Here is a 12050-nt window from a genome sequence, read left to right on the forward strand (position 1 = left end):
TCTCACCGTCACGGCTGTCTGCGCACGAAGCAATCACCACCGGCAGCCTGAAGGCTTTCACACAAGCTGATCGCTTCATCACGAGAAGCGGTCGGGATTCTTGCCCGGTAGAATACGCCCCTGTCTTCAACGGTAGCGGCAACGATTACCGCGTTCCGGTTACCCAGAACACCCGGGAAGCGCCGCTGAAGTCCGGAGTAGGCATCTTTGGCCGCCGCTTCCGAGCGCTGGGAAGTCACCTGTACGATGTAGGTACCTGCCGGAATGCTTCCGGAAGTGCTGGCGACAGGTGCAGGCGTTGCAGGCGCAGCAGTTGCCGGAGCTGGTGCCTGTTGCGTCAGATTGAGCGGACGATCATTTTGCGGAGCTGTGGCTGCCGGCGGCGCACTGGCCACCTGGACCGGCGCATCCGGCTTCTTACGCGGCACAACTGAAGGCACTGGCGCTACAGGCTCACTTGCAGCCGGCTCCGGTGCAACGTCGGCACCGGTCACGATTGCAGGCGTATCAGGCAGAGCCGGTGCGACATCCGCAGGTTCGGCGGGCGCGACATCAGCACCGGTAACGACAGGCGACGTCGTGACCACCTGGGATCCTTCATCACCAGAAGCGGCATCAGCTTCAACTGGAGTAGCCGGTTGCGGCTGTGCCGGCGTTGCGACAGCAGGTTCTTCGCCTTCCGGAATAATGGTTCCATCCGGTCGTACGACCACCGTTCTCACCCGTTTCGGTGTTCCGGGAACAAGATCGGCGTCAGCACTTGTGCCCACGGGCGCCGGCGGCAACTCAGCAAGCTGCGGAGATTCCGTCGGAATGAGCCTGTCGGGTCCAGCGACACCTGTTCCATCAACCCGGTCATAAATTAGTTTGCCGGCCTGATCGCTCGCTGTGTCCTGAGTCTGCTCCGGATAGACCTTGAGAGGTTCCTGCAAACCGCTGATGATCGGCGGCGGACCACTGGGGACCGGGACGGCATCGCTGTCGAACAGAAAGAAACCAGCGCCACCCAAAACGGCCACTCCAAGAACACCGGCGGCAACGAACAAGCCCTTACGCGACTTTTCACCACCCTGAGGCACTGCGTTTCGTTCCGCGGGCGAATGGGGCGGCAGAACGCCTGCGCCGGTAAGGCTAGGATCACTTTCCTGCATCGCCCGTGCAACGGCATCCAGATCGTAGCCTTCCGGCGGCGGCGGCGTCTCGTCGTCATCGGCCTGAGGAACGGCAGCGGCAGCAGCCGGCCACGTCATGTCATCCAGATCAGGTTCCTCTTCAGGCGTGTTCTGGACGGTTGAATCGTTGGAGGAGCTGACGGGTTTTCGCGCCGTTGGAGCCGGGAAATCGAGATCGGCAAACAGAGCGTCTATACCAGCTGGATCCCCGGCCTTCTCCGTTTCAGGTTCAGAAACACCTGACACAGGCTCTGACTGGACAGGGTTAAGCGCAGCGAAGAAATCATTCTCGTCGATCTGCGGGCGCTGGCTCGTCACCGGCTGCTGATAGCTCTGTGCTACGATCGGTGTTTCCACTTCTGCGGAAGAGGAAGAAGCAGGCTCGTCGTGCCGAACACCACCGACACGATAGTCTCCAGTCGGCCGCGCCGATTCTTCAGGAGCTGGTGTTGTTGTTGCGGCAAATGCAGAACCGGAAGACAAGGTCGGGGCTTCGGTCATCTGACCCGCCCGGGTAAGGCTGTCAGAAACGGCAGGTTCCGATTTCTCATGCTCGCGAAACCGCGTCTGCTGTTCGACGGGTGCAGCGTCTGGTGCTTCGCCTTTGAAACTTACATTCGGTTGAACTGCCGGTTGGGTTTCGTCGACGGACTGGCGCAATGCACCGATCAGTTCGTCTTCCAGCTCAGCGGTCAGATTCTGCTCAAGGTCCAGAGCGACTGAAGGAGCGAGATAGGATTTGTCGTTGGCCGCTTCAGGCTCTACCTGCACTGCAGGCGCCTGCGGCGCACGAAACTGAACCACATGCTCAACTGGATCGGGCTGTGTGCTTTCCAGCCCCTGCCCGGGCTGAACCTGTAACGGCTGGCTTGGCCAAAGTGACGACACATGCGACGACGGCGTGACCGGCGGTACCTGCATATGCTTATCCGTCTCGAAAGACTGCTCGTAGCCGGTAGACGGCGTTGCCCCGTAAAAGTCGCTCGTTGAAGCGCCAGATGCTACGTCCGGCTCTTCAGCGGTTGTGTCGCCCACGTTCGACGCAGGTGTGTTCGATACCGGTCGCAGGCTTGAAAAGGATGGTTCGATGCGCGACGGCGCTGGGGTGGATTTTGCGGGTTCATCACCCGCGACATCATCCAGCCCCGCAAAATAATCTGTACTACCAACGCGGCCGCTGCTCACATTTGCCCCCGATTGCTTGTTCTTGTGGACAATCCGCGCCAATTCAACCAGCGGATCCTCCGCGGCCGGCCGTTTGCTGTCCGCCTCGTTTTGCGAGGCGCGCAAATCTGATCGCTTTGTTTCGTAGTCTTGTGACATGAGCTTTACGAAAACCGGTCCACTTCAAGTCGCTGATGAACGGTGAATTCGTCCCCAGCGGCCATTAAAACTAGCGCATTTCTTCAGGAGCATTCACGCCGAGAATCGTTAGACCTGAAGCGAGCACCAAAGATACTGCACGAACCAAAGCAAGACGCGCTAGGGTTAATTTCAAGTTACCGGCCTGAATAAAACGTAAATGAGGCAATTCGTAGCCTTTATTCCAATGGCCGTGCAAAGAACTGGCGAGTTCATGTAGATAAAATGCAATTCTGTGCGGTTCATGTGTTTCGGCGGCTGCTTCTACCACTTTTGGCCATTCGGCCATCTTGGCGAACAGCTCCTGCTCGCCCACGTCGTCCAGCAGTGAGAAATCGGCGTCGGCGAGGTCCTCGACCGCAAAGCCTGCTTCCTTGAGTTCATCAGCCGCCTGCCTCAGCACCGAACAGCAACGCGCGTGTCCGTATTGAACGTAGAAGACCGGATTGTCTTTCGACTGTTCCGTGACTTTTTTGAAGTCGAAGTCCAGCGGCGCGTCATTCTTGCGGAACAGCATCATGAAACGAACCGCGTCCGGCCCGACTTCATCGACGACTTCGCGCAGTGTGATGAAATCACCGGAACGCTTCGACATCTTCACCGGCTCGCCGTCTCGCATCAGCTTCACAAGCTGACAGAACCGGACCACAACTTCCGTCTTGCCGTCCGAGATCGCCTTGCCGACTGCCTGCAGGCGTTTTGCGTAACCGCCATGATCGGCGCCCAGCACGTAGATCGTTTCGGTGAATCCGCGCTCGAACTTGTCCTGGAAATAGGCAACATCGGCAGCGAAATAGGTGTAGGAACCGTCGGATTTCTTCAGGGCACGATCGGTGTCGTCGCCGAAATCGCTCGCCCGGAAAAGTGTCTGCTCGCGATCTTCCCAATCGTCTGGTACCTGCCCCTTTGGTGGCGGCAGCGTTCCTTCGTAGATCAGGCCCTTGTTCCGAAGCGTTTCGAGCATGTGATCGATCTTGGACCCATTGCCTTCGCCCCGGTCATGCAGGGTTCTTTCGGAATAGAACACTTCATGCTCGACACCGAGCGCGGCCAGGTCCTGCCGGATAAGTTCGAGCATGGCGGCAATGGCCCGCTCTTTTACCAGCGGCAACCATTCACGCTCCGCCATGTCGGCAAGCGAAGACCCGAACTCGGCCTTAAGCTTCTCACCAACTGGTTTCAGGTAATCGCCTGGGTAAAGACCGGCTGGAATCTCGCCAATCTCCTCGCCGAGCGCCTCGCGGTACCGCAGGAAGGCACTGCGTGCCAGCGTGTCGATCTGAGAGCCGGCATCGTTGATGTAATATTCCTTGACCACATCATTTCCGGCAAATGCCAGTATGTTCGCCAAGGCGTCGCCGACAACCGCACCACGGATGTGGCCCACGTGCATGGGGCCCGTAGGATTGGCGGAAACATATTCAACGTTGACCTTCGGAGCCGGAGACCGCTCCTGAGCGCCAAACCGGATACCCTCGTCAAGAACGCTGGCCAGTACCCTGTGCCAAACCGTCTGGGCCACGCGCAGGTTGATGAAGCCTGGTCCGGCAATAGACGTTTCCGTGATTTCCGGGTCGGCGTTCAGCTTGGCGACAAGCTGTTCGGCAACGTCGCGCGGCTTCATGCCGAGCGGTTTTGCGAGCACCATTGCCGCGTTGGTGGCAAGATCGCCATGAGCCGGGTCGCGGGGTGCTTCCACAACCACTCGCGAAAGATCTGGCGACTCTCCGTTTGCATCTTTTAGATCAATGTCTTGGAGAGCGTCTTTGACGCGTTGCGTGAAGTCCGCGAAGATATTCATAGAACACCGGTCAGGTTTTGGTTTTAAAACACAAAGCCCCCGCGCGCTGCGAGGGCAAAGCCTTCGGCGCCACAGGGCTTTAAAGTCGCCCCAGCGCCTACCCCAAATCGGGGGTGTCGTCAAACAGTCTGCGGTGCTCCTCAATGGCATATCGGTCCGTCATACCGGCGATATAGTCGCAAACGAGCCGCGCGATCTCCGTTTCGCTCAGATTGCCAAGGCCGCTGTTCCAGGGTTTCGGCATCAGGTCCGGTTCGGCATGGAACCGCGCGAAAAGATCCCGAACAACCCTTGCGACAAGTTTTCGAACCGCCAGAACATCTTCATGCCTGTAGACCCTGGCAAACAGGAAGCGCTTCACTTCCTTTTCCGCAGCCGTCATATCCTGAGAGAAGCCGACAAGGCAGCGGCCAGCCATGCGAATCTCCTGCACGCTTTGCGGAGCGACCTCGTTCAGATTGCGCACGGCCTCGCGAATGACATCCTCGACCATGCGTGTAATCGACCGCCTGACGATCTCATGGATACGGCGGCTTTCCTCGAGACCGGGATACTTGCCGTCCACCTCTTCCAGGATATCGGCCAGGAATGGGACGTCACGCATGTCTTCGATCGCGAACAGGCCCGCCCTCAATCCGTCGTCCAGGTCATGCGCGTCATAGGCAATATCGTCCGCAATCGCGGCTGCCTGCGCTTCAGCGCTCGGCCAGGTGTGCAACAGTAGATCCTGCTGTTTGGCATAGTCGCGGATCGCAAAGGGCAACTGACCACCCTTGAATTTTCCAAGAGGGGCGCCGTTGGCGTCGATCAAAGGCCCGTTGTGCTTGACCAGCCCCTCCAGCGTTTCCCAGGCCAGATTAAGGCCATCGAATTCTGCGTAGCGTTGTTCCAGATGCGTTACGACCCTGAGCGATTGGGCGTTGTGATCGAACCCGCCGTAGGGTGCCATGCACTCATGCATGACGTCTTCGCCCTCGTGGCCAAACGGAGTGTGTCCAAGGTCATGTGACAAAGCCAGGCACTCCGCCAGATCCTCATCGAGCCGAAGGGCGCGTGCCAACGAGCGCGCAATTTGCGACACCTCGATGGTATGAGTCAGACGTGTGCGGAAGTGATCGCCTTCGTGATAGACAAAAACCTGCGTCTTATGCTTCAGCCGGCGAAAGGCGGAGGAATGAATAATTCTGTCCCGATCCCGCTGGAAGGGTGTCCGCGTCGGGCTGTCAGGTTCGGGGAAGAGCCTGCCCCGGCTTTCCAGAGGGTTTTGCGCATAGATCGCGCGTGACTGTCCCCCAAATCCGATATCCGCCTTCATCTGTTTCCAGCCATCCTTCACAGACCCCGTCCGTGTTTGCCGTTCCCTCGGCCGCTGGCAATACATTGACGCGAGCGACCGCAAAACATACTTATCTGAACAAATCAGGTTTAACGTTCCCACATATGGCCGGAACAGAGCGAGTCGGTGAAACATGACCGAAACACTTGAAATTGGCGTAACAGTCAGCGACCGCGCTGCCAAGCGCATTGCTGCGATTTTGTCGAAGGAGCCGGACGGCAGCATGCTGCGCGTCAGCGTGGAAGGTGGCGGCTGTTCCGGACTGCAATATAAATATGACGTGGTCGACAGCCGCGAAGACGACGATCTGGTGATCGAAAAAAACGGAGCGACGGTTCTGATCGATTCCATTTCCCTGCAATATATGGGCGGATCGGAAATCGATTTCGTGGACGATCTGATCGGCCAGTCTTTTCAGATCAACAACCCAAATGCTGTTGCCGGATGTGGCTGCGGCACAAGTTTTACGATCTGATCCCGCTTGGATATGTGTTTTCAGCCGGTTGCCCCGGCCGTTTCAAAAAGTTGAGGCAACCGCGCTCATGAAAATTGCGACCTGGAACATCAACGGCGTCAAGGCACGTATCGACACTGTTCTGGAGTGGCTTAAGGAAGCCTCGCCGGACGTTGCCTGCCTTCAGGAAATCAAATCCGTCGATGAGAACTTTCCTCGTCAGCCGTTCGAAGACCTCGGCTACGCTGTCGAGACGCACGGGCAAAAGGGCTTCAACGGTGTTGCGCTTCTGTCCAAGACCCCGCTAGACGAAATTCAGCGCGGTTTGCCGGGGAACGAAGCGGACGAACAGGCCCGGTACATCGAAGCCAGTCTGGCGACGGAAAAAGGCCCTGTTCGAATCGGTTGCCTCTATCTTCCGAACGGCAATCCGCTCAAAACGGAGAAATTTCCCTACAAGCTCGAGTGGATGGACCGGCTGATAGCGCATGCACAAAAGCGTCTTGAGGAAGAGACGCCGTTCCTTCTTCTTGGCGACTACAACGTCATTCCCGATCCGATTGACGCCAAGAACCCTCAAAACTGGCTGGAAGACGCGCTCTTTCAACCAGAAAGCCGTCAGCGGTTTCGCGCCCTCACACACCTCGGTCTCACCGAAGCCGTCCGTTCCTGCACAGAAGCTTCAGAAACATTCACTTTCTGGGATTATCAGGCCGGTGCCTGGCAGAAGAACAACGGCATTCGCATTGATCACATATTGATGTCGCCACAGGCTACGGATCGTTTCTCCGGCTGCGGTATCGACAAGCATGTGCGCGGTTGGGAGAAGCCGTCGGACCACGTACCGGTGTGGGTCAAACTCGCCGCCTGAGACTGATTACGACCTCAATATGCAAAGGCCACCGATTGCGTTTGCACGTCCATGCTGCCAAAACGCGAAAACCAGGCTTGCAGTCGGCTGATGTCATGGTAAGCTTTTTGTCATCATGGGATAACGCTCGGCCGACCAATTTCCGCGACGGCGACATGCGGACAACACTTACCGGCGACGACAAAGGTCGCCGGCAGGGGTATGTCGATCTTCGCCACCTGTGTTTTTTCCGGTTTGATTTTCGTAGAAGCTCTGGGTTTCGGTGCGAGCGCAATGGCTCAGGATGTCTCCTGCACCTGTCGCTACAAGGGTGAAAAATACGGCATCGGTGAATCCATTTGCCTGAAAAGCCCGACGGGGTTGCGGATGGCAACCTGCGAGATGGTGCTGAACAACACCTCGTGGCAGATCAGCAACGCCCCTTGCCCACTTACGCAGAACCAGAGCCCGGCATCCGACAGCCTCGACACCCGCAATTCCGGAAACATCCAGCAAACGTTGTGGGCGAGAGCGACGCTCTAAGACCCCAATTTGGGTTTCATGCAGCTATAGGGAAGCCAAACGGCGTACCTTACGCGGCATGCTTGGCAATTCGCTGCCAGTGAGAGGCGCCGAACAAGCGCCACCTTTCCAATCGGACCAGGTTAGTCCACTTGGAGGGTTATTGTGCGGGCAGTTGCTGTGCGGTGAGCATGTCCGGACGGTTCTGCTTCAACCAGCCGTCAGCCATGGATCTTGCCATCTGCCTGACAGGCTCGGGCGAAACCGCGAAATACTGTTCATGCATGGAATGGATCCAATTCGCATCCGTTCCTTTTGCCTGTTCCCGCGCAACTGTCATCCACATCAGGCCACGCGCTTTTTTCTTGTCGGATGTTCCGAGTGCATAAAGCGTTTCACCAAGCCGGGCCTGGGCCCCGACATGCCCCTTCAGCGCAGCCAGATTGTACCAGCGAACAGCCATTCGCCCGTTGTTTTCCTGGTACATGCGGCCAAGCTCGTATTGCGCATCGGCATCGCCGAAATAGGAGGCGGCATGCGTGAAAATCTGCCGGGCGCGAGACTCATTCTTGGGTACAGCGCCTTCTATGCCGTTCAGGTAATAAGACCCGAGGGCGACAAACGCACTTGAAACAAAGGGGGCGTCGGGTGCATCCGGACGATCTTCACCGTGTTCACGGACGATCTGGCTGTAATATTCGAAAGCCTTGAGGTCGTCTTCCTTGACGCCATCGCCGGAGGCATACATCTCCCCCAACTTCCAGGCGGCCATCGGCTGACCGTTTTCGGCGGCATATTGCAGCGAACCGAGAGCTCCGGCCTTGTCGCCGGCATAATATTGACGGGCCCCTGCCCGCAGGGCTTCAGACGGGGAAAGGTCTGTCGGTCCAATCGCACGGGCTGGCGCCGGCTGCCCGTCAAAGGCGGCCACAGGACCGGTCAATCCGATCAGGATCAACGCACCGAGCACGGTTCCGGCTTTTCCGATGCGTTGAAGCTTTGTGCTGTTCTTAGGCATCCCAGTCACACTATTATCCGTCGGCAACGAAACAGGTACCCGACGGACGCTCTTGTTTTTTGTCCGCGCCAAGCGCATTTGCTGTCTCTTCGATCCTGAAGCTCGCGCTCACAGGATCCACTGTTTCGGAATGGCCTAAACTGGCCGATCATTTCGTCCTAAGTTGGGCCATACGGCGCCGAATTAAGACAATTTCCTGATTCTTATGTCCGGACGGTGTCCCGCTAGGGAAGCTGCCTTCCTGTCGGGGCGTCTCAAACATTAGCGCAACGGGTGACGGGCAAACATGGCCGAACAGGGGCAACTGAGGCAAACCGGGACCCGGCCAGCGACTCTGTCAGCAACTGTTGCGGAATTGGCACATTTCGTGGCCACACCTCCCATTCAAGGCCTGTATTTCATCACAGGCGGGTTGATGATGTGTTGCCAGAAAGGCTTTTCAGCCATGAGGGCTGTTGAAAACGGGGGCTTTTGGCCAATTACCTTTGCCGTTCTATGTTTGTCCTTCAAACTGAGGCATGATTCGGTGTAGGTAACGGCGCTGAGTTAGTGAAAACTGTGACCCAAGACCCATCAGGCGATACGGAATGAGCGCAAAAGACGATCTGTTTGCAGGCAACGCGGCGGTCGCTGCCCCGATGACACGTGACGAGCCCGCCCCTGCTCCGCAAAAGCCGCGTCCCGTTGCGCCCGTCGCGGTCAGCGACGATTATTCCGCTGCCGACATCGAGGTTCTTGAAGGGCTCGAGCCAGTCCGGCGCCGGCCAGGCATGTATATCGGCGGCACGGATGAAAAGGCGCTACACCATCTCTTTGCCGAGGTGATCGACAACTCCATGGACGAGGCGGTTGCCGGTCATGCGACCTGGATCGACGTTTCGCTTTCCGCTGATGGCTACCTGACGATTACCGACAATGGTCGCGGCATACCTGTCGACCCCCACCCCAAGTTCAAGGACAAGTCCGCGCTTGAAGTGATCATGACAACGCTTCACGCGGGCGGAAAGTTCGACAGCAAGGTCTATGAAACCTCCGGTGGCCTGCACGGCGTCGGCATTTCAGTGGTCAATGCGCTTTCTGAAGTGCTGATCGTCGAGGTCGCACGCAGCCGGAAGCTGTATCGCCAGATCTTCCGCCGTGGTCATGCTCAAGGACCGCTGGAACATGTCGGCGACACGCAGAACAGGCGCGGCACCCAGGTCAGTTTCAAGCCGGACGAGCAGATTTTCGGCAAAGGCGCCAAGTTCACACCCGGTCGTCTTTTGAAAATGGCCCGGTCGAAGGCCTATCTCTTCGGCGGGGTCGAGATCCGCTGGCACTGCGATCCTGAACTGTTGTCGGAAAAGGACGAAACACCGGCCGAGGCCGTTTTCCACTTTCCAGGCGGCCTTCGCGACTTCCTCAACGAGCGACTGTCCAAGGAACGCCGCGTCGTTGACGATGTCTTTTTCGGCCGCACCGACAATGCCGGCAAACACGGCTCCGTCGAATGGGCCGTCAGCTGGTATGCCGGCGACGGCTTCGTCAATTCCTACTGTAACACCGTGCCGACACCGGAAGGCGGAACGCACGAAGCGGGTTTCCGTTACGCGCTGCTGCGCGGCCTGAAGGCATATGGCGAGCTGACAAACAACAAGAAGGCCTCCATCATCACCGGCGACGATGTGATGACATCCGCCGGCGGGATGCTGTCGGTCTTCATTCGCGAGCCCGAGTTTGTAGGCCAGACCAAGGACAAGCTGGCGACCAACGAAGCCACCCGCATTACGGAAACGGCCGTCCGAGATGCGTTCGATCATTGGTTGACGGCTTCCCCCAACCAGGCAAACAAGCTTCTGGAATGGGTGATAGACCGCGCCGACGAGCGCTTGCGCCGCCGCCAGGAAAAGGACGTTGCCCGCAAGACAGCCGTGCGCAAGCTGCGTCTTCCCGGCAAGCTTGCCGACTGTTCGGCGAACCAGTCGGATGGAACCGAGCTCTTTATCGTGGAGGGCGACTCGGCAGGTGGCTCTGCCAAACAGGCGCGTAACCGGTCCAACCAGGCTGTCCTGCCCTTGCGCGGCAAGATCCTCAACGTTGCCAATGCCGGACGAGACAAGCTCGTCGCCAACCAGCAGCTTGCCGACCTCATTCAGGCTCTAGGCTGCGGCACCCGCTCGCAATACCGGGAAAGCGACCTGCGCTACGAAAAGATCGTCATCATGACGGATGCCGACGTCGACGGCGCCCACATTGCTTCACTCTTGATTACCTTCTTTTACCGGGAAATGCCCGAGCTGATCCGCGGCGGCCATCTCTTCCTGGCCGTCCCTCCCCTCTATCGTCTTAGCCAGGGGGGCAAGACCCTTTATGCACGCGACGATGCTCATAAAGACGAACTGATGGAGACCGTCTTCAAGGGCAAGTCCAAGGTGGAGATTGGTCGGTTCAAGGGCTTGGGTGAAATGCTGCCTGCCCAGTTGAAAGAAACGACAATGGATCCGTCCAAGCGCACAATGCTGAGGGTCGTTGTCGAAGAAGAGGCGGTGTCGGATACAAACGACACTGTTGAGCGCCTCATGGGTAACAAGCCGGAAGCGCGCTTCCGTTTCATTCAAGACAACGCTGAATTCGCAGAAGATCTTGATATTTAGACGCAACAGTGGGTAGTTTGATCTAAATCTTTTTTTGAGGAGGCGGATCGGGTGTAATTAGTTTTGCCCGCATGGCCTATTTGACCGGTCGGAAAAGTAGCATGTTAAACCGGATGTATTCGATATTGGATAGACGGCTTCGCCCATTGCGAAATCATGTCTTCCTGGCTTTTCCAAAGCATAAAATTGCCTTCGCTCGTATTGCGGAGCCGGCATTTCAGTTGTTGCGTCCGGTTCTTCATCGCCTTGCCGGCACCGACAAGCTCACGGCTCTTTCCGGAATTGATCTCAAGGCGGCCGCGACCGAACGGCTGCTTTTTCATGGAAATGTCGAGTTGTTGACGGCACGGGAACTCAAGCGCCGCCATCCCGACATGAAAGTTGCCGCCTGGGTTCAGAACCCCATGCACCGGCTTGCCTATTGTTACGAGAAGGTCATTCTGAGTTCCGATCCCCTTCCTGCCTATTACGAAGAACGGCAGTTCAGTCAGGACATGACACCACAGCAATTCGTGTCCCATGTTGCCTCGATTTCCGACCTGGAAGCGGACAATCTCTTCCGTAGCCAGACTGCCACGCTCACCTACAAAGGCATGCTGACAGCCGATCTGGTTCTGCAGCTAGAAGATTTCGATCGGTCCTTCGCAAAGTTTCTCTCCGAGAGTTCTCTCAGACTTCGTTCAAAAGACCGGGTCTCGTATCACGTGGGTAATTTCGTTTCGCGGGAAACGCTGCTGTCGTTCACCGAAGACCGGCTGGTTCAGCAGCTCCGGCGCCGCTACAAGACGGATTACGACCTGTTCTACAAACCGGCGGCTCTTTCTGCCTGACGCTGCGCAATTTTACGTATCGAATACCGGTTAACGCGAACTTTTCGGAAACAGACACCTTTGGTCACGCCA

9 protein-coding genes are annotated in these 12050 nt (G+C 57.4%); 5 read left to right on the top strand and 4 right to left on the bottom strand.

What is annotated here, in order from left to right:
- Positions 1 to 8 precede the first annotated feature (8 nt).
- From V1T76_RS17165 to V1T76_RS17175, 3 genes are all read right to left on the bottom strand, one after another.
- Positions 9 to 2207 carry an SPOR domain-containing protein gene (locus V1T76_RS17165; RefSeq protein WP_330561866.1) on the bottom strand — a complete coding sequence of 733 codons (2199 nt, stop codon included), beginning with the start codon at positions 2205 to 2207 and terminating at the stop codon, positions 9 to 11.
- Between the two features lie 358 nt (positions 2208 to 2565).
- Entirely contained in the window at positions 2566 to 4335 is a 1770-nt protein-coding gene (argS, locus tag V1T76_RS17170; RefSeq protein WP_330561983.1) for an arginine--tRNA ligase, read from the bottom strand.
- A 97-nt stretch (positions 4336 to 4432) separates the two neighbouring features.
- The gene (locus V1T76_RS17175; RefSeq protein ID WP_330561867.1) at positions 4433 to 5650 is read right to left on the bottom strand and encodes a deoxyguanosinetriphosphate triphosphohydrolase; all 1218 of its coding nucleotides are present in this window, start codon (positions 5648 to 5650) and stop codon (positions 4433 to 4435) included.
- Positions 5651 to 5804: 154 nt separating this feature from the next.
- Here V1T76_RS17175 and erpA point away from each other — a divergent pair, with 154 nt between their 5' ends.
- The 3 genes from erpA to V1T76_RS17190 all read left to right on the top strand — a co-directional run bounded on the left by erpA (position 5805) and on the right by V1T76_RS17190 (position 7518).
- Complete coding sequence (gene erpA / locus V1T76_RS17180; protein WP_330561868.1) at positions 5805 to 6146, top strand: iron-sulfur cluster insertion protein ErpA; 342 nt, start codon at positions 5805 to 5807, stop codon at positions 6144 to 6146.
- Between the two features lie 67 nt (positions 6147 to 6213).
- Positions 6214 to 6996 (top strand): exodeoxyribonuclease III, encoded by a 783-nt coding sequence (gene xth, locus V1T76_RS17185; protein WP_330561869.1) that lies wholly within the window; start codon positions 6214 to 6216, stop codon positions 6994 to 6996.
- 201 nt (positions 6997 to 7197) lie between these two features.
- Complete coding sequence (locus V1T76_RS17190; RefSeq protein WP_330561870.1) at positions 7198 to 7518, top strand: hypothetical protein; 321 nt, start codon at positions 7198 to 7200, stop codon at positions 7516 to 7518.
- A 139-nt stretch (positions 7519 to 7657) separates the two neighbouring features.
- On the opposite strand, the gene V1T76_RS17195 is transcribed toward V1T76_RS17190, so the two are convergent.
- On the bottom strand, positions 7658 to 8515 hold the full coding sequence (locus V1T76_RS17195; RefSeq protein WP_330561985.1) for a tetratricopeptide repeat protein: 858 nt from the start codon (positions 8513 to 8515) through the stop codon (positions 7658 to 7660).
- A 587-nt stretch (positions 8516 to 9102) separates the two neighbouring features.
- Between V1T76_RS17195 and parE the strand changes: the two genes are divergently transcribed.
- A complete protein-coding gene (parE, locus tag V1T76_RS17200; protein ID WP_330561871.1) occupies positions 9103 to 11148 on the top strand; it encodes a DNA topoisomerase IV subunit B in 2046 nt (681 codons plus the stop codon).
- 113 nt (positions 11149 to 11261) lie between these two features.
- Positions 11262 to 11978 carry a sulfotransferase family 2 domain-containing protein gene (locus V1T76_RS17205; protein ID WP_330561986.1) on the top strand — a complete coding sequence of 239 codons (717 nt, stop codon included), beginning with the start codon at positions 11262 to 11264 and terminating at the stop codon, positions 11976 to 11978.
- Positions 11979 to 12050: the final 72 nt, after the last annotated feature.

The organism is Roseibium sp. FZY0029 (assembly GCF_036350355.1).
Lineage (GTDB): Bacteria > Pseudomonadota > Alphaproteobacteria > Rhizobiales > Stappiaceae > Roseibium.

Excerpts from the sequence above, each read along its gene's own strand:
- argS (WP_330561983.1), bottom strand. The coding sequence starts at position 4,335 with ATGAATATCTTCGCGGACTTCACGCAACGCGTCAAAGACGCTCTCCAA.
- V1T76_RS17175 (WP_330561867.1), bottom strand. The coding sequence starts at position 5,650 with ATGAAGGCGGATATCGGATTTGGGGGACAGTCACGCGCGATCTATGCG.
- erpA (WP_330561868.1), top strand. The coding sequence starts at position 5,805 with ATGACCGAAACACTTGAAATTGGCGTAACAGTCAGCGACCGCGCTGCC.
- xth (WP_330561869.1), top strand. The coding sequence starts at position 6,214 with ATGAAAATTGCGACCTGGAACATCAACGGCGTCAAGGCACGTATCGAC.
- V1T76_RS17190 (WP_330561870.1), top strand. The coding sequence starts at position 7,198 with ATGTCGATCTTCGCCACCTGTGTTTTTTCCGGTTTGATTTTCGTAGAA.
- V1T76_RS17195 (WP_330561985.1), bottom strand. The coding sequence starts at position 8,515 with ATGCCTAAGAACAGCACAAAGCTTCAACGCATCGGAAAAGCCGGAACC.
- parE (WP_330561871.1), top strand. The coding sequence starts at position 9,103 with ATGAGCGCAAAAGACGATCTGTTTGCAGGCAACGCGGCGGTCGCTGCC.
- V1T76_RS17205 (WP_330561986.1), top strand. The coding sequence starts at position 11,262 with ATGTATTCGATATTGGATAGACGGCTTCGCCCATTGCGAAATCATGTC.